This is a genomic window from Georgenia sp. G2120 (assembly GCF_055326485.1).
This window is the reverse complement of record NZ_JBUZNL010000002.1, coordinates 26,289-47,305: the sequence shown is the minus strand read 5'-3', so window position 1 is coordinate 47,305 and position 21,017 is coordinate 26,289. Positions and strand designations below refer to the sequence as shown.

The 21,017-nt window shown below is 73.7% G+C and carries 17 protein-coding genes and 1 tRNA gene; 7 read left to right on the top strand and 11 right to left on the bottom strand.

From position 1 onward, the window contains the following. Positions 1-84: 84 nt before the first annotated feature. Complete coding sequence (locus tag ACZLMO_RS02425; RefSeq protein ID WP_463652764.1) at positions 85-1,653, bottom strand: zinc-dependent metalloprotease; 1,569 nt, start codon at positions 1,651-1,653, stop codon at positions 85-87. Between the two features lie 124 nt (positions 1,654-1,777). On the opposite strand from ACZLMO_RS02425, the gene ACZLMO_RS02420 reads away from it, so the two are divergent. After that, the gene (locus ACZLMO_RS02420; protein ID WP_463652763.1) at positions 1,778-2,992 is read left to right on the top strand and encodes a YlbL family protein; all 1,215 of its coding nucleotides are present in this window, start codon (positions 1,778-1,780) and stop codon (positions 2,990-2,992) included. Between the two features lie 93 nt (positions 2,993-3,085). Here the strand turns inward: ACZLMO_RS02420 and ACZLMO_RS02415 are convergent, their stop codons facing one another. Further along, positions 3,086-3,718, bottom strand: a complete 633-nt coding sequence (locus ACZLMO_RS02415; RefSeq protein ID WP_425714497.1) for a PPA1309 family protein — start codon at positions 3,716-3,718, stop codon at positions 3,086-3,088. 216 nt (positions 3,719-3,934) lie between these two features. On the opposite strand from ACZLMO_RS02415, the gene ACZLMO_RS02410 reads away from it, so the two are divergent. Together ACZLMO_RS02410 and ACZLMO_RS02405 are read left to right on the top strand one after the other, a co-directional pair. Beyond that, positions 3,935-6,994, top strand: a complete 3,060-nt coding sequence (locus ACZLMO_RS02410; RefSeq protein ID WP_425714496.1) for a UPF0182 family membrane protein — start codon at positions 3,935-3,937, stop codon at positions 6,992-6,994. Positions 6,995-7,275: 281 nt separating this feature from the next. Then, a tRNA-Met gene (locus ACZLMO_RS02405) sits at positions 7,276-7,349 on the top strand. Between the two features lie 107 nt (positions 7,350-7,456). On the opposite strand, the gene ACZLMO_RS02400 is transcribed toward ACZLMO_RS02405, so the two are convergent. From ACZLMO_RS02400 to ACZLMO_RS02370, 7 genes are all read right to left on the bottom strand, one after another. Then, positions 7,457-8,410, bottom strand: a complete 954-nt coding sequence (locus ACZLMO_RS02400; protein ID WP_425714495.1) for a carbohydrate kinase family protein — start codon at positions 8,408-8,410, stop codon at positions 7,457-7,459. Between the two features lie 153 nt (positions 8,411-8,563). Beyond that, positions 8,564-8,719: a hypothetical protein gene (locus tag ACZLMO_RS02395; RefSeq protein WP_425714494.1), complete on the bottom strand. Its 156-nt coding sequence runs from the start codon at positions 8,717-8,719 to the stop codon at positions 8,564-8,566. Between the two features lie 124 nt (positions 8,720-8,843). After that, complete coding sequence (locus ACZLMO_RS02390) at positions 8,844-9,398, bottom strand: dihydrofolate reductase (protein WP_463652899.1); 555 nt, start codon at positions 9,396-9,398, stop codon at positions 8,844-8,846. Positions 9,399-9,406: 8 nt separating this feature from the next. Beyond that, positions 9,407-10,240 (bottom strand): thymidylate synthase, encoded by an 834-nt coding sequence (locus ACZLMO_RS02385; protein ID WP_425714492.1) that lies wholly within the window; start codon positions 10,238-10,240, stop codon positions 9,407-9,409. A 222-nt stretch (positions 10,241-10,462) separates the two neighbouring features. Continuing rightward, on the bottom strand, positions 10,463-10,942 hold the full coding sequence (locus tag ACZLMO_RS02380) for an Hsp20/alpha crystallin family protein (protein WP_463652762.1): 480 nt from the start codon (positions 10,940-10,942) through the stop codon (positions 10,463-10,465). Positions 10,943-11,275: 333 nt separating this feature from the next. After that, positions 11,276-12,076, bottom strand: a complete 801-nt coding sequence (locus ACZLMO_RS02375) for a hypothetical protein (protein ID WP_463652761.1) — start codon at positions 12,074-12,076, stop codon at positions 11,276-11,278. Then, positions 12,073-12,777, bottom strand: a complete 705-nt coding sequence (locus tag ACZLMO_RS02370; RefSeq protein ID WP_463652760.1) for an OsmC family protein — start codon at positions 12,775-12,777, stop codon at positions 12,073-12,075. Before ACZLMO_RS02370 ends, ACZLMO_RS02375 begins: the two co-directional genes overlap by 4 nt. Positions 12,778-12,859: 82 nt before the next feature. On the opposite strand from ACZLMO_RS02370, the gene ACZLMO_RS02365 reads away from it, so the two are divergent. Beyond that, positions 12,860-14,302, top strand: a complete 1,443-nt coding sequence (locus ACZLMO_RS02365; RefSeq protein WP_463652759.1) for a glucose-6-phosphate dehydrogenase — start codon at positions 12,860-12,862, stop codon at positions 14,300-14,302. Further along, a complete protein-coding gene (locus tag ACZLMO_RS02360; protein ID WP_463652758.1) occupies positions 14,299-17,742 on the top strand; it encodes a proline dehydrogenase family protein in 3,444 nt (1,147 codons plus the stop codon). Before ACZLMO_RS02365 ends, ACZLMO_RS02360 begins: the two co-directional genes overlap by 4 nt. Positions 17,743-17,865: 123 nt before the next feature. Here the strand turns inward: ACZLMO_RS02360 and ACZLMO_RS02355 are convergent, their stop codons facing one another. Continuing rightward, positions 17,866-18,381: a DUF2505 domain-containing protein gene (locus ACZLMO_RS02355; RefSeq protein WP_463652757.1), complete on the bottom strand. Its 516-nt coding sequence runs from the start codon at positions 18,379-18,381 to the stop codon at positions 17,866-17,868. Between the two features lie 145 nt (positions 18,382-18,526). Here ACZLMO_RS02355 and ACZLMO_RS02350 point away from each other — a divergent pair, with 145 nt between their 5' ends. Beyond that, positions 18,527-20,026 carry a sensor histidine kinase gene (locus ACZLMO_RS02350; protein ID WP_463652756.1) on the top strand — a complete coding sequence of 500 codons (1,500 nt, stop codon included), beginning with the start codon at positions 18,527-18,529 and terminating at the stop codon, positions 20,024-20,026. A gap of 30 nt (positions 20,027-20,056) precedes the next feature. Here the strand turns inward: ACZLMO_RS02350 and ACZLMO_RS02345 are convergent, their stop codons facing one another. After that, entirely contained in the window at positions 20,057-20,305 is a 249-nt protein-coding gene (locus ACZLMO_RS02345; RefSeq protein ID WP_425714484.1) for a WhiB family transcriptional regulator, read from the bottom strand. 241 nt (positions 20,306-20,546) lie between these two features. Here ACZLMO_RS02345 and ACZLMO_RS02340 point away from each other — a divergent pair, with 241 nt between their 5' ends. After that, the gene (locus ACZLMO_RS02340) at positions 20,547-20,945 is read left to right on the top strand and encodes a hypothetical protein (protein ID WP_463652755.1); all 399 of its coding nucleotides are present in this window, start codon (positions 20,547-20,549) and stop codon (positions 20,943-20,945) included. Positions 20,946-21,017: the final 72 nt, after the last annotated feature.

Here is a 21,017-nt window from a genome sequence, read left to right as displayed (position 1 = left end):
CACCCCCGGGGCAGACGCTGCCACCCGGACGGGGGCGCGCGCCCGGGTCGTCCCCAGGTCGCGCGGGCTGTGGACGGCGGTGCGTCAGCCGCCTTGAGGGGCCTCGTCGTCGGAGCCGTCCCCGCCCGAACCGTCCGTTCGGGAGTCGCCCTCGCCCGAGCCGTCCCCGGTCTCGCTCGAGCCCGCGTCTTCATCGGAGGCATCGTCCGAGGCCGCGCCGTCACCCGCGCCGTCGCCCGCGTCGCCACCTGCTTGCCCGTCGCCGTCCTCGGCGAAGAGGTCGGCGAGGAAGGAGTCGACGTCGGAGGTCTCCTCGGCGGCCTTCTCCCGCCCGGCGGCGAAGCCCTCGGGGTCGGCGAGCTCCTCGGCCGTGGGCAGGACGTCCGGGTGGGACCACAGCTCGTCGCGGGCCTCCTGGCCGCGCTCCGCGCCGTAGAGCTCCCACAGGCGCGCGGCCTCGCGCAGGCTGCGCGGCCGCAGCTCGAGGCCGACCAGGGTGGAGAAGGTCTGCTCGGCGGGGCCGCCGGCCGCCCGGCGCCGGCGGAGCATCTCGCGCAGCTGGACCCCGTGCGGCAGGTGCGGGGCGACGGCGCGGGCCGTCACCTCCTCCACCCAGCCCTCGACGAGCGCGAGCAGCGTGGCGAGCCGGCCGAGGGCCGCCTCCTGCTCGGGGGTGTCGTCCTGGTCGAACACGCCGCCGGACATCGCCCCGCGCAGCGCGTCCGGGTCGGTGGGGTCGACGGACCGAACCGCGTCCTCGATCTTCGAGGTGTCGATCGTGATCGCGCGCGCGTAGGCGGTGACGGCGTCGACCACCCCGGCGCGCAGCCACGGGGAGTGCGCGAAGACCCGGGCGTGCGCGAGCTCGCGGACGGCGAGGAAGTGGCGCACCTCGTCGAGCGGGATCTCGAGCCCCTCGGCGAACGCGGCGACGTTCGCGGGCACGAGGGCGGCGCCGGGGTCGGCGAGCAGCGGGATCGAGATGTCGGTCGTGCCGACCACCTCGCGGGCGAGCGTGCCCACGGCCTGGCCGAGCTGCATGCCGTAGACGGCCTGCCCGATCTGGCCGAGCAGCCCGCTCTCGTCGCCGAGCTGCGCGCCGAACGCCTTGATCTCCTCGGGGGCGTCCTCGAGCTGCTTGCCGATGGCCCCCGCGAGCGCGTGGGACATCGAGGCCGCGACCGGCTCGGCGAGCGAGCGGAACATCGGCAGGGTGCGCTCGACCCAGGCCGCCCGGGTGAGGGCCTCGCGCGGGCCGCCGGCCGGCGGGAGCTCGGTGGCGACGTCGAGCCACAGGTCCGCGGCGCGCAGGGCCGCGCGGACGGCGTCGGCCTCGGCGGACGTGACCGCCGGGTCGCCCTCCGCGGTGGCGGTGCGTCGCGCCAGGTCGGTGGCGAGCCGCCAGTTGACGGGGCCGCTGCCGTCGGGCCGCATCATCGCCTGGACCTGCGCGATGAGCGGGCCGAGGGACGCGGCGTCGCCGGGCAGGCCGGCCGCCTGGCCCATGGCCGCTGGGTCCATGCCGGCGCTGCGCATCGCCTGGACGGCCTGCGCGGCGGCCTCCGGGCCGAGCATCGAGGAGAGCATCTCCTCCCAGCTGCTCCTGTCGGCGTCGCCGTCCTCGGGCTCGCGCGGGGCGGGGTCCTGGCTCATGGCACTCCTCGGCTTCGATCGGACTCCCACGGTAGTGCGCCGCGAGCCCCGCGCCGCGCCCGGTTCGCCCACGGCTAAGGCCGGCGCGCGACCGCGCGGTGCCCGCCGGAGGCATGATGTCCGGGTGCCGAACCCGAACCACCTCTACCCGTCGGGCGACGACGCCTACGCACCCTCGCGCGCGGACGACCCGTACGCGGTGGGCCCCGACGCCCACGACGGCCCCGACGACGCGCCCGGCCCGCTGACCGCCCGCACCCTCACGCTCGCGATCTCCGGCGGCCTGTCGGTCCTGCTGCTCCTCGTCATCATGCTCGTCCCGCTCCCGTACGCGGTCGAGCGGCCCGGTCCGACCGTCGACACGCTCGGTGAGCTCGACGGCCACCCGCTCATCACCGTCGACGGCGCGGAGACCTACCCCACCAGCGGCGAGCTGCGCCTGACCACGGTCTCCACCGTCGGCGGCCCCGGCCACCCCGTGACGGCCGGCGACGTCGTGCGTGCCTGGGTGCTCGGCTCCGAGACCGTGGTCCCGCGCGAGGCGGTGTTCTCCCCGTCGGAGACGTCGGAGGAGATCGCGCAGCGCGGCGAGGCCCAGATGCTCTCCTCGCAGACGAACGCCACCGTGGCCGCGCTGACCGAGCTCGGGTACGACATCCCGATGACGCTCACGGTCTCGGCGGTCGCGGAGGAGTCCGGGGCGGCGGGGCAGATCGAGGTCGACGACGTCATCACCGGCATCGCGGCGCCCGGCGGGCAGGTCGAGGACGTCGCCGACTATCAGCAGCTCGTCGGCACCCTGGGGGAGGTCCCGCCGGGAGAGACGGTGCAGGTCCGGGTCGAGCGCGGTGGCGCGGAGGAGGTCGTCGAGGTCGTGACGACGGCGCCGCCGGTGGACGCCTCGGGCGCGCCGGTCCAGGAGGGCTCGCTCCTCGGCGTCGGGATCCTGCCGGACCCGGACGTCCCCGTCGACATCGCGTTCGACATCGACCGGATCGGCGGCCCGTCGGCCGGCACGATGTTCGCGCTCGCGATCATCGACATGCTCACCGAGGGCGAGATGACGGGCGGGGAGGAGATCGCCGGGACCGGGACGATGGATCTCGCCGGCCGCGTCGGCCCGATCGGGGGCATCCGCAAGAAGATGGTCGGCGCGGTCGACGACGGTGCCGAGTGGTTCCTCGCCCCCGCGGCGAACTGCGCCGAGACGGTGGGCTACGTGCCGGACGGCCTGCAGGTCGTCCGCGTGACCACGCTGGCCGAGGCACAGACCGCGGTCGAGGAGATCGCGGCCGGACGCGGCGACGAGCTGCCGGGCTGCGAGGCCGTCGGCGACTGAGGTCGAGCGCCGCGCGGCGCTCGACGGCCGTCCGTCGAGGGCCCGTACCGAGGGCGGCGACCGGCCGGCCCCGAGATCGCCCGCCCGCGCCCGCTACTCGAAGGTCGCCGCCAGGGCGTGGACGAGTCCCGGCACGGCGTCGGGGGAGCCGGCGACCATCGTGTCGTCGTCGTGGGCCCGGGTGCGCAGCGCGCACCAGGACTCCCCGCTGCGCAGCACGCCGACCGCCATCCGCACGTCCTCGCGGGCCGGGTGCGCACGCAGGGCGGCGAGCGACTCCTCGGGGTCGCTCGGCAGCCCGGCCTCGGCCTCCGGCGGCACGACGATCCGCTCGACGACGATCGCGGCCCCGGCGACCTCGTCCGGCCAGGCCAGCCGGCCGAGGAGCTCGTCGAGGGTGTCCGCCTCCGGCAGTCCCTCCTGCTCGACGGCGAAGAGATGCTCGGGGTCCGCACGCCCCGCCAGCACCGCCTCGACGCCGAGGCTCGACTCGATCGACGGGTCCGCCGCGAGCGCCTCGCCCGTGCGCACGAGCGCCGCGACGACGACGGGCCCGTCCCACCCGGACCGCGCGGCGTGCCGCTCGAGGTCCATCACGGCGGCCCGCACGGCGGAGGTCCGCGGCGTCGGGGCGTCCGCGCCCTCGCCGGGCGAACCGGCACCGGGCGGGGGGTTCGTCGTCGGGCCGTCGTTCTCGGGGGTGGCGGGGCTCGCGGCGTCGGTCATGGAGCCATCCTCGCCCACCCGGCGGGGGTGTCGCCGTCGTGCGTCGGTCCCCGGTGCTGCGCCGTGCGCGAACAACGTGGTGAGCGCCTCCCGGGCGCGCCTCGTCGCGGTCGTCCCACCGCTTACCCTGGGGGAGACCGTCGACAGTCGTGGGTCCCGATGCCGGGTCGCGCGACCGCACATTCGTGAGGTGCCTTCCGCGTGACCATTCCACCCATGTCCCGACCAGGCCGCGCGCAGGGCCCACGGCCCTCCTCCGGGTCCAACGAGCGCACGATCGGCACCCTCGCGATGACGATCATCGTCATCGGCGTGCTCGGCGCCCTCGTGTTCGCGTTCGCGCAGGTGTGGACCGAGCTGTCCTGGTACTACCAGGTCGGGTACGAGGGGGTCGTCTACCGCGAGTGGGGCTCGCGCGCCGTCCTGTTCCTCATCGGGCTCGTCGTCACCGCGGCCGTCGTCCTCGCCTGCCTGGAGATCGCCTACCGGTCGCGCAAGGTCTATGCGCCCACCACACCGGAGGAGCGCAACCTCGACCGCTACCGCGGCATGATCGAGCCGCGCCGCCGCCTGCTGTTCCTCGCGGCCGCGCTCGTCCCGGGCGTGTTCGTCGGCATGCGTCTGCAGGCCGCCTGGCGCGAGATCCTCCTGTGGCTCAACGGTCAGTCGTTCGGCACCACGGACCCGCAGTTCGGCCTCGACATGGGGTTCTTCGTCTTCACGCTCCCCGCGCTGCGGGCCCTCCTCGGGGTCGTCATGACGATCGTCGTCCTCGGCCTCGTCGCCACGGTGGTCGCGCACTACCTGTACGGCGGGCTCTCGCTCGCCCGCAAGGACAGCCGCGTCTCCCGCGGCGCCCGGGTCCAGCTCGGCGTCCTCGCCGCGATCTTCGCCCTCCTGCTCGGCGCCTCGTACTGGCTCGACCGGTACTCGCTGCTCGTCGGCAACAACCAGCGGTTCTCCGGTGCGTCCTACGCGGACGTCAACGCCGCGCTCCCGGGCCGTGGCGTGCTCGCCGCGATCGCGGTCCTCGTCGCCGTGATGTTCGTCGTCGCGGCCGTGCGTGGCACGTGGCGCCTGCCCGCCGCCGGGGTGGCGATGATGGTGGTCGCGGCGATCGTCGTCGGGACCGCGTACCCGGCGATCGTCCAGCGCTTCGAGGTCGAGCCGAACGCCATCGAGGCCGAGTCGCCGTACATCCAGCGCAACATCGAGGCCACCCGGGCGGCGTACGGGCTCGACGGGGTGCAGTCGGAGGCCTACGAGCCCACGACCGACGTCGAGCGCGGCCAGCTCGGCCAGGACAGCGCCGCCACCACGCAGATCCGTCTGCTCGACCCGAACCTCGTCTCGCCGACCTTCGACCAGCTCCAGCAGATCCGCCAGTATTACGGCTTCCCGCCGCAGCTGAGCGTCGACCGGTACGAGCTCGACGGCGAGATGCAGGACACGGTCATCTCCGTCCGCGAGGTCAACCACGACGGCCTCAGCGCCGAGCAGCGCACCTGGGTCAACGAGCACACGGTCTACACCCACGGGTTCGGCGTGGTCGCGGCCCAGGGCAACTCGGTCGACTCCGACGGGCGTCCGCTGTTCTTCCAGGAGGGCATCCCGTCGGAGGGCGCGCTCGGCGACTACGAGCCGCGCGTGTACTTCGGGCAGGACACCGACTTCTACTCGATCGTCGGCGCGCCCGAGGGTACGGACCCGTGGGAGCTCGACTACCCCGCGGACTCCGCCCCGAACGGCCAGGTCAACTCGACCTTCACCGGCGACGGCGGCCCGTCGATCGGCAACATCTTCGAGCGCGCGATGTTCGCCATGCGGTTCGGCGACGTCCAGCTGATGTTCTCCGACCGCGTGACCTCGGAGTCCCAGATCCTCTTCCACCGCGACCCGCACGAGCGCGTGGCCCGCGCCGCCCCGTACCTCACCCTCGACTCGCGGGCCTACCCGGCGGTGGTGGACGACGACGACGATCCCGAGACGCCGTCGCGGCTCGTGTGGATCATCGACGGGTACACGACGTCGAACGACTACCCCTACTCCGCGCGGGAGTCGCTCGAGGAGGCCACCGAGGACTCGCTGTCCGAGGGGCAGGCGGGTGTCGCCGGCACCGCCTATGTGCCGGAGCAGGTCAACTACATCCGCAACTCGGTCAAGGCCGTGGTCGACGCCTACGACGGCTCGGTCACGCTCTACGAGTGGGAGCAGGAGGAGGGGGAGAACCCGGACCCCGTCCTCGAGGCGTGGCAGTCCGTGTTCCCCGAGAGCAACATCCAGCCGATCTCCGAGATGAGCGGCGACCTCATGGCGCACATGCGCTACCCGGAGGACCTGTTCAAGGTGCAGCGCTCGCTGCTCGCCGAGTACCACGTCACGGACGCGGCGACCTTCTACTCCGGCTCGGACTTCTGGAACATCCCGACCGACCCGACGGCGTCCGACAACGGCGTCCAGCAGCCGCCTTTCTACCTCACGCTGCAGATGCCCGGACAGGACGAGGCGACCTTCTCGCTCTCGACCGCCTACATCCCGGGCGGTGAGAACCCGCGGAACGTGCTGACGGGCTTCTTCGCCGTCGACTCGGAGACCGGCGACACCCCGGGGGAGGTGCGGGACGGCTACGGGGACCTCCGACTGATCGAGCTCCCGAGGAACTCGACCGTGCCGGGACCCGGGCAGGTGCAGAACAACTTCAACTCCAGCCCGGAGGTCTCCACGGAGCTCAACCTGCTGCGGCAGGGCGGGTCCGACGTCCTCCTCGGCAACCTGCTCACCCTGCCCGTGGGTGGCGGCCTGCTCTACGTCCAGCCGGTGTACGTCCAGTCCTCCGGCGGCACCGCCTACCCGACGCTCCAGCGCGTGCTGGTCGGCTTCGGCGACGAGATCGGGTTCGCCCCGACCCTCGACGAGGCGCTCGACCAGATCTTCGACGGCGAGTCCGGCGCGGCCACGAGCGAGGGCGCGGGCGTCGAGTCCCCGTCCGAGGGGGCCGAGCCTGAGGAGCCCACGGGGTCCGTCGAGGTCCCGGCGGCGGCACAGCAGCGGCTCGACGAGGCGCTCGCCGAGATGCAGACCGCCCTGGCCGAGTCGAACGAGGCCATGGCGGCCGGCGACTGGGCGGCGTACGGCGAGGCGCAGGAGCGGCTCACGGCGGCCGTCGAGGAGGCGATCGCCGCGCAGGACGAGATCGCGTCGGCCACCGGCGGCGAGTCGGTGGGCGAGTCCGCCTCCGAGGCGCCCTCGGCCGGCGTGGAGACGCCGAGCGAGTAGGACAGGCGGGATCGCCTGACGAGGACGGCCCCCGACGACGAGCTGCGTGCTCGTCGTCGGGGGCCGTTGTCGTGGGAGGTGGGCGTGCTCGACCCGGGGTTGCTCCACGCGAGCCGGCTCCACCGAGCTCCACCGATGGGGGGGGAGGGCGGCACGAATAGGCCCTGATTCGTGCCGGTTGCCCCCCACCGGTGAGGAGGAGCGTCGGAGCCAATGGTGAGCGGACCCACGTCCACGCCGGTTGAGTCCCCGTTTCCCGTGTCGTAATGTTGAGGAGTCGCCGCGGGGTGGAGCAGTTCGGTAGCTCGCCGGGCTCATAACCCGGAGGTCGCAGGTTCGAATCCTGTCCCCGCTACTACGCGCCAGGCGCACACGAAGGCCCGGACCACATGGTCCGGGCCTTCGTGCATGTGTGGGGCGATCCGGCCGGGTGCACCTCGCCGCGCACCCGGCCGAGCGCCGTCAGACAGTCGGGATGTGCTGCTTGCGGAACTCGTTCGCCTGCTCGTACGACTCGAGGCCGGCGTCGGAGCCGAGGCCGGTGGCGACGAGCGACCCGCACGCCATGCCGAGGCGCGCCGCCTCCTCGACGGGCTCGCCGTCGAGCAGCCCGCGGATGAAGCCGGCGGCGAAGGCGTCGCCGCAGCCGGTGGTGTCGACGACGTCGACCGTCGTGGTCGGGTAGCGCACGTCGATGCTGTCGCCCGAGCTGATCGACACGCCCTCGGCGCCGAGCGTGATGATCGCCGTGCCCACGCCGCGGTCGAGGAACCAGCGGGCGGCGTCGGCGTAGGTCTCGGCGCCGGTCAGCAGCAGCGAGTCGTCGTCCGAGGGCAGGATGTAGTCGATCAGAGGGAGGATCGGGTCGAGCGCCGCGTGGTCGGACGCCCCGCCGTCGGTGGGCAGGAGGTCGACAGTCACGGTGATGCCGCGGTCCTTGGCCCGGCGGAGGAACTCGACCGACGTGTCGCCGTCGATGCCCGGCATGAGGCCGACCCCGCCGAGGTGGATGTGCTCGATGCCCTCGAGGATCGAGTCCCCGAGGTCGTCGGCGGAGATCTGGCCGTTGGCGCCGACCACGTGCAGCGCCGGGCGCGAGCCGTCGCGACGGATGTTGAGCATCGACGCGGACGTCGGGGCAGCGGCCGAGCTGCGGAGCCCGGAGACGTCGACGCCCTCGCGCGTCATCTGGTCGCGGACGAACTGACCGAGGGCGTCCTCACCGACGACGCCGGTCGTCGCGATCGGCACCCCGAGGCGGGCGAGGTTGACGGCCGGGGCGGCGGCGGTGCCGGCGACGGTCAGCTTGATCTCGTCGAGCAGGGTGAGGCCCTGCCCCTCGGGGATGGCGTCGACGTAGCGGCCGAGCACGTCGGCGATGTGCAGGCCGATGGTGCGGACTCGAGCGTTGGACACGGTTCCTCCTGGGCGTCGTCGGACGGAGTAACCGCGCGGGGGCGCGGACCTTCGAGTGTATGACCAGGTGAGGCGGGGGATCCGGGACGTTCGGCCGTGGGGCGCCCGTTGGCCTTGGCTAGCGGGCGCCCGACGCCGAGGAGCCGGGTTCGGTCAGGGCAGCCGTCGCCCGCGGAGCAGGCGGGCGACCGTGCCGCCGATGCTGCGACCGGAGACGGGGCGTCCGCCCGGTGCTCGGCGCCGCGCGGTGGGGCCGGGGGCGGGACGGGTCGTGCGGCGCACGAGCCTGGAGATGCGGCCGAGAATCATCGTTCGCTCCATCCATGAGGTTGGTGGTGCCGGACGTGCACCGTAAGCACGCCAGGTCCGCCCTGTCGCGGCGAGAGGCACGGGAGACCGCGGTGGCCGAGGCCCCACCGCCGGCGGCGTCGGCTCAGCGGCGGCGGAGCTCGCGGAACCGGTAGCGCGTGCCTGTGGACGACGTCAGCCAGCCCACGGCCGGCTCCCGGGCGACCTCGACCCACTCGGCGGGGTCCAACATGGGCGCCCGCACGAGGGTCGGGTCGTCGCCCAGCGTGACGTCGATGTCGGTGATCACCGCGCGGCGCACGTGCGGCAGGGCCGCGGCGTAGACCTGGCCACCGCCCATGACCCAGCCGTCCTCCCCGGCGAGGTCGAGCGCCTCGGCGAGCTCCGGCGTCGTGCGGGCTCCGGGGAAGTCCGCCGGGTCACCGGAGGTGAGGACGACGTTGAGCCGCCCCGGCAGGGGACGGAAGCGTTCGGGCAGGGAGGCCCAGGTGCGCCGCCCCATGACCACCGTGTGGCCACGGGTGACGGTGCGGAAGTGCGCGAGGTCCTCGGGCACGTGCCAGGGCATCGCTGTGCCGTCGCCGATGACGCCGTCGAGGGACTGCGCCCAGATCGCGCCGGGGCCGGTCACGAGGTCGGGGCCGGGTGCGAGGGTGCCGGGCTCGTCGTCGTCGGGGATGGGCACGGTCAGACGGCGACAGGTGCCTTGATGGCCGGGTGGTGCTCGTAGCCCTCGACGACGACGTCGGCGATCTCGTGGTCGAAGATCGACTTCCGCGGCGCGAGGCGAAGCGTGGGGAACGGGTACGGCTCGCGGCTCAGCTGCTCGGTCACCTGGTCCACATGGTTGTCGTAGACGTGGCAGTCGCCGCCCGTCCAGATGAAGTCGCCGACCTCGAGCCCCACCTGCGCGGCCACCATGTGGGTGAGGAGCGCGTAGGAGGCGATGTTGAAGGGCACGCCGAGGAAGAGGTCCGCGCTGCGCTGGTAGAGCTGGCAGGACAGCTTCCCGTCGGCCACGTAGAACTGGAACATCACGTGGCACGGCATGAGCGCCATCTTGTCGAGCTCGGCCACGTTCCAGGCCGAGACGAGGATGCGGCGCGAGTCCGGGTTGGTGCGGAGCTGCTCGAGGACCGCGCTGATCTGGTCGACGTGGCTGCCGTCCGGCGTGGGCCACGAGCGCCACTGGACGCCGTAGACGGGGCCGAGGTCGCCGTCCTCGCCGGCCCACTCGTTCCAGATGCGGATGCCGTTGTCCTGGAGCCAGCGGACGTTGGAGTCGCCCGAGAGGAACCACAGCAGCTCGCCGACGATCGACTTGAGGTGCACCTTCTTCGTCGTCACCAGCGGGAACCCCTGGGCGAGGTCGAAGCGCATCTGGTGGCCGAAGACCGAGCGTGTGCCGGTGCCGGTGCGGTCGGACTTCCTGGCGCCGGTCTCCATGACCAGCCGGAGGAGGTCCTCGTAGGCGGTGCTCACGGTGGTGGGGCCGACGGTCGCGGGTGCAGTGGTCGTCACCGGGTCATCGTAGGTCGGTCGGGCGGCGAGTCGACAGGGCCCGGCCGGGTGCGGCGGAGTGGCACGCACGACGGCGGCGCGGCACGAGCGATGGCCCGGCGTGTGCGCGCGGAGGGGGAGCACGGTGGCCCGGCGTACGACGGCGTACGACGGCGGCCGGACGCGTGGTGCGTCCGGCCGCCGTCGGGGTCGGTCCGGCGTCGTGCGAGGCGCCGGGGGCGATCAGGCCTGCGCGGCGTGCTCCTGGGGTGCGGAGTCGGTCGCGGAGCCGGTCGACGCGGCGTCGATCGTGGTCGAGCCCGTGCCGTGCGTGACGGCGATCTTGCGGGCGCGGTTCTCCTCCGAGACCGGGATCCGCAGCGAGAGGACGCCGTCGGCGTAGGTGGCCTCGATGCGGTCGAGCGCCACGCCGTATCCGAGCGTGAGCTGGCGGGCGAACGTGCCCGAGGGCCGCTCGTGGGTCAGCCACTCGGCCCCCTCCGGCGCACCGGCGGTGCGCTCGGCGCGGACGGTGAGCGTGCGGTCCTCGACGTCGACGTCGATCGACGCCGGGTCCACGCCCGGGAGGTCGATCGTGGCGACGTAGGCATCGCCGGAGCGGTAGAGGTCGAGCGGCATGCCGGGCGAGCTCGGCGCCTGACGCATGGGGTTGAGCATGCGCTCGAGCTCGCGGAACGGGTCGGCGGTGCGGTAGGTGGCCATGGGTGGGGTCCTTCCTCGGTCGGGGCCGGGTGGGTCGCCCGGCGTCATGACCCCATTGTTGCGTCCCTGAGTGGATGCGGGAAGCAAAGTTGAGTCTCGTTCGCTCAAGGCTGACGGGTGTGCGCGGCGGTGTGGCTGTGCGGAGGCCCGTCGAGGAGTCGGTTCGCCGCCGAAGAGTCGGTGGACGTGTCGAGTGGAGGGGCGGCGGCCGGTGTCTCGGCGCGTTGACAGTCGGCTCGGTGCGTTGACCCATGTCTCGGCGCGTTGACAGTCGGCTCGGTGCGTTGACCGACTGCTCGGCGGGGGAGGGAGAAGGAGCAGGAGCAGGTGCGCTCAGGCGTCGTCGGCGAACCGCTCCGGCGGCGGGCCGAAGGCGGCCTGCGTGCCCTTGACGACGTCACGGCCCAGCGCCCGCGCACCCCGGTAGCCGAGCACCATGCCGATGCCGAACGGCGCGAGTCGGCCCAGCGCGAGCTGCATCCCGCGGTTGGCCCCGGCCTTCGTCAGCTGCCGGGTGAGCGCCCGGTTGACCGACCGCACGCTGCCCGACGAGAGCTGACCGAGCGCGGTGCGGGCCCAGCCGATCCCGCTCAACCCGATCTGCCCGGACACGAGCTTCGAGCCTTCCTCGCCGAGCAGGGCGGACAGCAGGAGCGTGCGGCGCTTCTCGACGTCGTCGACGTGGATGCCGTGCACCTCGGCCACCGCGAGGACGTAGCGGGTGGAGGCGTCGACGAACGCGGCGACCTGGGCGCTCGTCATCCCGACCGCCAGCGCGGTGCCGAGGACCGGGAACGCGGCCGTGGCTCCGACGGCCCCACCGATCCGCGCGACCGACCGCACGTAGTCGCGCTCGAGCTGCTTGAGCAGTCGGCTCGGGCTCTGCCGCCACATCCGCTCCCGCAGCTTGCGCACCTTCGTCCGCGCGCGGCGGCCCTCGACCCGGACCGCGGTGTCGACGAACCGCTTGAACCGCCCGTGCGTGACGACCTCCTCCGTGGTGTCCGGGCCCGACGTCGGTCGGTCGCCCTCGTCCGTCACGCTCACGGCGCGGTCCGCACCGGGGGTCTCGTCGTCGGGCGAGGTCGTCGCGGTGTCCGGGTCGTCGTTCCCGGCTCGGTCGGCGGTGCTCATCGCGCCACCCTGTCGGTCCCGGCGGCCGTGCCGGAGGCGGAATCGGCACCCGCGCCGGAGTCGGCGCCCGCGCCGGAACTGTCAACCGCGCCGGAGGCGGAACCATCACCCGCGCCGGAGGCGGAACTGTCACCCGCGCCGGAGTCGGCGCCCGCGCCGGAGGCGGCACCCGAACCGTCGTCCGCAGCTCCGGAGTCGGTCACCGTCAGCGCCGTCCGGGCGCCGGCCCGCAGCGTGCGCCCCACGGTGCAGTGGCGCTCGATCGCCTTGTCCATCCGCTCGAGGAGCCGTTCGCGCGCGACCGGCTCGAGGCCCGCCAGGTCGAGGGCGAGGTCGACGTGCAGGTCGGTGTACCGGTTCTCGGCGTCGTCCTTGTCGCGTCGGACCCGTGTGACGACCTGCGCGTCCTCGCCGAGGGTGTGGGTGATCCGGTGGTCGGCGGAGAGAGACTCGCAGGCGGCGAGCGCGATCTGGAGGAGCTCGCCGGGCGTGAAGGCGTCCGGGGCGCCGTCGCCGCCGATCCGCACCGAGGCGCCGCGCGAGTTGGTGCCCTGTGCGGTCCGCACCCCGGTGCGGGTGACCGTGAGGTCCGGGTCGTCGGCGGCAGGAGTCGCGGGACCTGCGGACGTCGCGGGACCCACGGAGCCCGAGGGAGTCGCAGGTGTCGCGGGAGTCGCGGGCGTGCGTGGCTCGGCGGTCATGGCGACGATCGTGGCACGCGTGGCGGGGACGCGCGCGCCCGAGGGACTGCGCCGCCCGCGCACGGTGCTCTAGGTTGGGGGCGTGAACGCCCGCCGCGCAGAAGCCCCCGAGCTCGTCGCCCCCAAGGCCGTCATCATCACCCTTCTCGGGGCGTCCGGTGACCTCGCCCATCGGATGGTGCTCCCCGCGATCGCGGAGATCCGCGTCCGTGGGCTCATGCCGGAGCAGTGGGCGGTCATCGCCTCGGCCCGCGAGCCGCTGACGGACGAGCAGTTCCGCGAGCGCGTCCGCGAGAGCCTGGCGGAGAGCCCGGGCGGACTGCCGGAGGACGTCGACGAGATCCTCACGCACCTGTACTACGCCACCGGACGTTTCGGCCCGGGCGACGAGTCCGAGCTGCCCGAGGTCATCGACGGCATCTACCGGGACATGTGGGCGGCCGCCAACGAGGAGCCCCTCGTCGTGCACTTCCTCGCCGTCCCGCCGAGCGGCTTCCGCTCCGTGACCCGGGGCCTCGCCGAGCACGAGCTCATCACCGAGTCCACCCGCGTGGTGTTCGAGAAGCCCTACGGCACCGACCTCAAGTCCTTCGAGCAGCTGGACCGGGACGTGAAGAAGGTCCTGCGCGAGGAGCAGATCTTCCGCATCGACCACTTCCTCGGCAAGGAGGGCGTGCAGACGATCTACGTGCTCCGGTTCGCCAACCAGCTCTTCGGCTCCGAGTGGGACCGGCACTCGGTCAAGCAGGTGCAGATCGACGTCCCCGAGGACCTCGACGTGGCCGACCGCGTCGACTTCTACGAGCAGACCGGCGCCGCGCTCGACATGCTCGTCACGCACCTCTTCCAGGTCGTCGGCCAGGTGGCGATGGAGCCGCCGTTCGACATCCGCAACCCCGAGCAGATCCTCGTCGAGCGCGAGCGGGCGCTGCGGGCGCTCCGCCTCGACCCCGAGGAGGTCGTGCTCGGCCAGTTCGAGGGGTACCGGGACCTCGAGGGCGTGCCGGACGACTCGACGCAGGACACGTTCGTCGCCGCCCGCGTGTGGGTCGACACCGACCGCTGGCGCGGGGTCCCGTTCCTCCTGCGCACGGGCAAGCGGATGGCGGTCAAGGCCCAGCGGATGACTCTCGTGCTGCGCCGCCCGGACGGCCCGCTGTTCGACGAGGGCCTCGAGCCCAACACGATCGAGGTCAACTTCGCCGGCGCCGGTGCGGTCTCGCTCAACATCACGGTCAAGACCCCCGGCCCCGAGCTCACCTTCTCCTCGGGCCGCGCCCAGCTCGACCTCAACGACGTCCCCCGCAGCGAGGCCCTGAGCCCGTACGCGTCGCTCATCCACGACGTGCTGCTCGGCGACCGGTCCCTGTTCACGACCGCGGACGGGCTGCGCGCCGCGTTCGAGGCGTTCGCCCCGCTGCAGAACGGCGAGCGTCCCGAGCCGCAGCCGTACGCGCCCGGCTCGTGGGGACCCGCCGCGGCCGCCGAGCTCGCCTTCCCGCACCGGTGGATGCTCGGTCAATGACGGAGGGACCCCCGGCCGACGACGCGATCGACCTCGCCCGCAGCTGGGCCGAGGCGAGCGCCGCGGGGGAACGCCCGGAGGAACGCGCCGCGACCCGGCGCCTCGCCGACCTGCTCGCCGACCCGGCGGGCCTCGACCTCGCGGTGCGGTTCGTCGACCGGGTCGCCCGGCCCGAGGACCTGGCCGTCGCGGCGCGCGAGCTGTCCCGCATCGGCTCCGCGTCCGGGGCCACGTTCCTCTCGGGCCTCGACCGGGCGATGCTCGGCGCGGGTGCCCGGGTGGGCCGGCTCGCCCCCTCGGTGGTCGTGCCGCTCGCCCGGCGTCGCCTCCGTCAGCTCGTCGGCCACCTCGTGGTCGACGCCACCGACGCCGCCCTCACCGACCGGCTGCAGCGCGCCGCCCGGGACGGGGAGCGGCTCAACCTCAACCTCCTCGGCGAGGCGGTGCTGGGGGAGACCGAGGCCGCGGACCGCGCGCGCCGCACCCTCGACCTCGTCTCGCGGCCCGACGTCGAGCACGTCTCCGTCAAGGTCTCCACGCTGGTCCCGCAGATCTCGACCTGGGACACCGAGGGCACCGTCGAGCGGGTCGGCGAGCGGCTGCGGCCGATCTACCGCGCCGCTCTCGCCCGCGAGCAGCACGTGTTCGTCAACCTCGACATGGAGGAGTACCGGGACCTCGACCTCACCGTCGAGGCCTTCACGTCGATCCTCGCCGAGGAGGAGTTCACCGGCCTCTCGGCCGGCATCGTCCTCCAGGCCTACCTCCCCGACTCCGCCGCCGCGCTCGACCGCCTCGTCGCGTTCGCCCGCGGCCGCCGGGACGCCGGGGGAGCCCCGATCGGGATCCGGCTCGTCAAGGGCGCCAACCTGTCGATGGAGCGCGTCGAGGCCGAGCTGCGCGGGTGGCACCAGGCGCCGTTCACGACGAAGGCCGAGACCGACGCCGCCTACCTGCGCCTGCTCGATCGCGCCCTGCGCCCCGAGAACGTCGGTGCCGTACGCATCGGCGTGGCCTCGCACAACCTCTTCCACGTGGCCCACGCCCACCTGCTCGCCGCCGGGCGCCGGGTCGCGGACATGGCGGACGTCGAGATGCTCCAGGGCATGGCGCCCGCCCAGGCGCGGGCCGTCGCCGCGGACGCCGGCCGCATCGTCCTGTACACGCCGGTGGTCGCCCCGCAGGACATGGACTCCGCGATCGGCTACCTCGTGCGCCGCCTCGAGGAGGCGGCCGCGCCGGAGAACTTCGTCCACGCCTTCGCCTCCGGGGACTCGGGCGCGCTCGAGGCCCAGGAGCGCGACTACCTCGCCGCGGCCGACGCCTCCGCGTCTCCGGCCCCCGCGCCGCGCCGCACCGGGGTGCCGGTCCGCTCTGACACCCGGTTCGTCCAGGCCGTCGACACCGACCCGGCGCTCGCGGCATCCCGCGTCTGGGCCGCCGAGCACCTCGCCGCACCCCGGCGCGAGCCGTCCTCACCGGTCCCGACGAGCGTCAGGGCCGTCGACGACGCCGTCGCCCGGGCCCTCGAGGCCCGCGCCACCTGGGCGGCGCTCGAGCCGGGCGAACGGGCGGGCCTCCTGCGAGCGGCCGCGGACGACCTCGAGGACCGCCGCGGCGAGCTCGTCGGGCAGGCCGCCGCCGAGGCCGGGAAGCTCGTCGACGAGTCCGACCCGGAGGTCTCCGAGGCGGTCGACTTCCTCCGCTACTACGCCGACCGCGCGGAGGACCTCGGCTTGTTCGCCGACCACCTCGACACCGACGGCGCGCGCTTCGAGCCCGACCGGCTCGTCGTCGTCACCCCGCCGTGGAACTTCCCCGTCGCGATCCCCACGGGCGGCACCGCCGCGGCGCTCGCCGCCGGCTCGGCCGTCATCGTCAAACCCGCGCCGCAGACGCCGGTGCTCGCCGAGATCGTCGTCGACACCCTGCGCACGGCGCTCGAGCGCGGCGGCCTGGACCCCGACGTCGTCCAGATCCTGCGCGCCCGCGAGAACGAGGTCGGGCAGCGGCTGATCACCCACGAGGACGTCGACCGCGTCGTCCTCACCGGGTCGACCGAGACCGCCCGCCTCTTCGCCGGCTGGCGCGCCGGCCGGCCCGGCGGCCACGGCGTGATCGCCGAGACGTCAGGCAAGAACGCGATGGTGATCACGGCGTCGGCGGACTACGACCTCGCCGTCGCGGACCTCGTGCGCTCGGCGTTCGGGCACACCGGGCAGAAGTGCTCGGCCGCCTCCGTCGCCGTCCTCGTCGGACAGGCCGGCACGAGCGACCGCCTGCGCCGTCAGCTCGTCGACGCCGTGTCCTCCCTGCGCGTCGGGATGCCGGACGACCTCGGCGTGACGACCGGCCCCCTGACCGAGCCCGCATCCGGCCGGCTCCTGCACGCGCTCACCGAGCTCGACGAGGGGCAGAGCTGGCTCGTGCGCCCGCGCCGGCTCGACGGCGAGGGGCGCCTGTGGTCGCCCGGTGTCCTCGACAACGTGGCCCCGGGCTCCCGCGCGCACCTCACCGAGTTCTTCGGCCCAGTCCTCGCTCTCGTGCGCACCGAGACCCTCGACGAGGCCATCGAGGTCGTCAACCGGACCGACTTCGGGCTCACCTCCGGGCTGCACTCCCTCGACCCCGAGGAGATCGAGCGCTGGAGCGACCAGGTCGATGCCGGGAACCTCTACGTCAACCGCCACTGCACGGGCGCGATCGTGCGCCGGCAGCCGTTCGGCGGCTGGAAGGACTCCTCGGTCGGCCCCGGTGCGAAGGCGGGCGGACCGAACTACGTCACCCAGCTCGGGTCGTGGATCGAGGACGGTCTGCCCGCGCGGGCCGCCGAGCCCTCGCCCGAGGTGCGCGCGGCGCTCGCCGACCTCACGGGCATCGTTCCCGTGCAGTCGGAGCGCCGCTGGCTGCGGGCGGCCGTCCGATCGGACGCCTACGTGTGGGAGCACGACCTCGGCCGCGAGCAGGACCCCACCGGCCTCGAGGCCGAGTCGAACGTCCTGCGCTACCGGCAGCTCCCGGTCCTCCACGTGCGGGCGGGGGCCGACGCGCGCACGGTCGACCTCGTCCGCCTCCTGCTCGCGGGGGAGGTCACGGGCACGCTCGTGCGGGTCTCGCTGCACCCCGAGCTGTCGGCGCACCTCAAGACCTGGGCCACCGAGGGCGAGCCCGCCAGGCGCGCGCTGCGCCGGCTCACCGAGCACGTCGCCGCGGCCGAGGGGGCCGACGCGTTCGTCGGGCGGCTGGCCGGCGGCCGGGGCCGCGTGCGCGTCCTCGGCTCGGAGCGCGAGGAGCTGGCGGACCTGGTGGCCGACGTGCGTTACGACGTGTCGACCGCGCCCGTCCTGGCCACCGGACGCCGCGAGCTGCTGACGATGCTGCGGGAGCAGGCGGTCTCGACGACCCGCCACCGGCTCGGCCACCTGCCCGCGGGCGGCTGACGCCCTCCCCGGCCGGGGCCCGGGCGGCCCACGTCGGCGACGCGCCGGGCGGACGCCGGGGACACGTCCGACGGCGAACGACGACGGTGGTGCCGGGGGGTTCGTCGTCGTCGGAGGAGGGCGTCAGTCCTGCTCGTCCACCTGCTCCGCGAGGTAGGCGATCCCCACACGGCGCTCGGCCTCGAGGACCGTGTCGACGGCGCCGACGACGGCCGACTCGATCTTGCGGCCGAGCAGCGGGATCGAGCAGGTGACGTCCCCGCGGTAGTCCAGCGCCGTCGAGCCGCCGGCGATCGGCCGGAGCGCCTGGGTGCCGTTGACGCGGGCCGGGACGCCCGAGACGTTGAGCCCGAACTCCGCCGTGCGGCCGCCGTCCGCGCCCGGGGCCGACCACTGCTCCTCGATGCGGACCACGAAGCTGTCACCGACCAGCCCGCGGTAGGTCGCGGGGATGATCGTCGTCGGGATCGTGGCCTCGACGTCGAGCGTGAACGAGCCGTCGTCGCCCGAGGTGATCGACGCCGTGTGGCGGGTCGCGCCGGCGGCCCGCACCCGACGGTCGGTGAAGTCCTTGTCCGCCAGCATCCGGGCGACCTCCTCGGGGGAGGCGGGGAACTCGACGGTGTGGTCGAAGCGCATGCGTGCTCCATCTCTTCCAGGGTCTGGTTCCAGGGTAGGCGCAGCCGGGCCGCGGCACGGATCCGAGTCCGGACCCCGGCGAGCCGCGCGGCGGGGTGCGGGCAGCTGGTCCGCGAGATGTCCGGACCGCCGTACGCTGGGGCTCGTGCCGACGCTGTCCAACATCCTCACCGACTCGCACCCGGGCTCCCCTGGGGACGTGGAGTGGCTCCACCAGCTCGTGGGGGACTGGCAGGTCATCGCCGACCTCGCGTTCGCCGACCTCCTCCTCTGGGTGCCCGACGGCGAGGGCGGGTTCGTCGTCGCCGCCCACTGCCGCCCGCAGACCGGCGCGACCGTCCACTACGACGACGCGGTCCGGTCCCGTCCGGACCGCCAGCTCGCCGAGCTCGTCCGGCACGCGATGACCGACGGCGGGACCCACACGCGGGAGTTCGTGCGCGACGACGGCCGGCAGGTGCGCACCGTCCTGCAGCCGGTGCACCACGACGGCCGCTACGTGGCCGTCCTCGGCCGCGAGCAGGTCGTCTCGCCCGCGATGATGCGCTCCCGCATCGAGGTCGCCTACATGGAGATGGGCGACGCGCTGGCCGCCATGGTCTCGAGGGGGGAGTTCCCCCAGCCCGGGACGCCGTCGGGCGACCGGCACGGGACCCCGCGGGTCGGCGACGGCGTCATCCGGCTCGACCTCGAGGGGCGCGTGACGTTCGCCAGTCCGAACGCGCTGAGCAACGTCCACCGGCTCGGTCTCATCGGCGACCTCAACGGCCAGGTTCTCGCGGAGGTCCTCACGGACCTGCTCGAGGAGGCCGGGGCGATCGAGGAGACGCTCGCCGTCGTCGTCATGGGCCGGGCCGCCTGGCGGACCGAGGTCGAGGCCGGGCGGGTCATCCTCTCCCTGCGCGCGATCCCGCTCACCGACAACGGCGAGCGGCGGGGGGCGGTGCTGCTGTGCCGGGACGTGTCCGAGATGCGCCGCCGCGAGCAGCAGCTGCTGACCAAGGACGCGACCATCCGGGAGATCCATCACCGGGTGAAGAACAACCTGCAGACCGTGTCCGCGCTCCTGCGGCTCCAGGCCCGGCGCAGCGGGAACGAGGAGACCAGGGAGGCGCTCGGGCAGGCCGAGCGCCGGGTGACGACGATCGCCCTCGTCCACGACACGCTCGCCCAGGGGCTCGACGAGGTGGTCGACTTCGACGACGTGTTCGGCCGCGTGTTCGCGCTCGCCGCGGACGTCGCCGTGCCCGACGCGCACGTCACCACACGGATGGACGGACGGTTCGGGCTCGTGCCCGCGGACGTGGCCACGGGTCTCGCCGTCGTGCTCACCGAGCTCATCACGAACGCGGTCGAGCACGGCCTGTCCGGCCGTCCGGGGACGGTGGTGGTCCGGGTCGAGCACCACGAGGAGAGCCTCGAGATCTATGTGACCGACGACGGCGTGGGGCTCGCCGAGGGCAAGGTGCTCACCGGCCTGGGCACGCAGATCGTCAAGACCCTCGTGGCCGGGGAGCTCGGCGGCACCATCGAGTGGCGCGGCGGGACCGACGGCGGGACCGAGGTCCACCTGAAGGTGCGGGTCGGCCGGCCGAGGTCGCTGGGATCGGGCCGGACCGACCGGCTGGGTCGCCCGCTGCGGTAGGCGCGGGAGGCGCCGGAGGCGCTGGGGAGGTCAGCCGGCGCGGCGGGCGCGGGCGGTGCGGCGCTTGAGCGCGCGGCGCTCGTCCTCGGAGAGTCCGCCCCAGACGCCGGAGTCCTGGTTGTTCTCCATCGCCCACTTGAGGCAGGTGTCGACCACCGAGCAGGAGGCACAGACCGCCTTCGCCGCCTCGATCTGGACGACGGCCGGGCCCGTGTTCCCGATCGGGAAGAAGAGCTCCGGGTCCTCGGTCAGACATGCGGCTCGGTGACGCCAGTCCACTTGTTCCTCCAAGCACGCACGGCTGCCCGAACCGGTTGTCGGGGGTGTTCGCCGTGCGATGTATGTAGTCGCTGCGAGCACCAACAATCCCACGCGCACCATCGCCCCACAAGGCTCCGTCTCGCGCCTTGCTCAGGTGAGCAGCGTGGGTTTGCTCACAGCATGACGGGCGTCTCCTCCCCGTACGTACACCCGCCGGACACGTCGTGGTAGCCGACGCTCGACGTCCTAGGGTGGCGCCGTGCCGACCCCGACGAGCTCCCCGACCGTCCCGACCTCCGTCCGCATCGTGCAGGTCGTGTGCCTCCTCCAGGCGGTGGCCCTCCTCGTCGTGGCCGGTGGGCTCGTGGGCGACCTTGTCTCGGGTGAGGTGGTCGTGCGCTCGACCGTGGTCATGCTCGGGGTCCTCTACGTCGCGGTGGCGGTCCTCCTCGTGCTCGGCGCCCGGGCGGTGGGGCAGGGGCGGGCCGCGGTGCGCGGCGCGCTGATCACGTGGTGGATCCTCGCGGGTGTCTCGGTGCTGACGATCGGCCTGCCGCTCGCCGGTGCGATCGCCGCGGCGCTCACCTGCCTCGTCGGCGTCGGGGCGATCCTGTGGCCGGCCTCCCGGGCGTTCATGCGCTACCGCCCGGCGCGCTGACCCGCCGTTCGTCGAGATTGCGGTTGGTGCGCGTCGAGATTGCGGTTCGTGCATGTCGAGATTGCGGTTGGG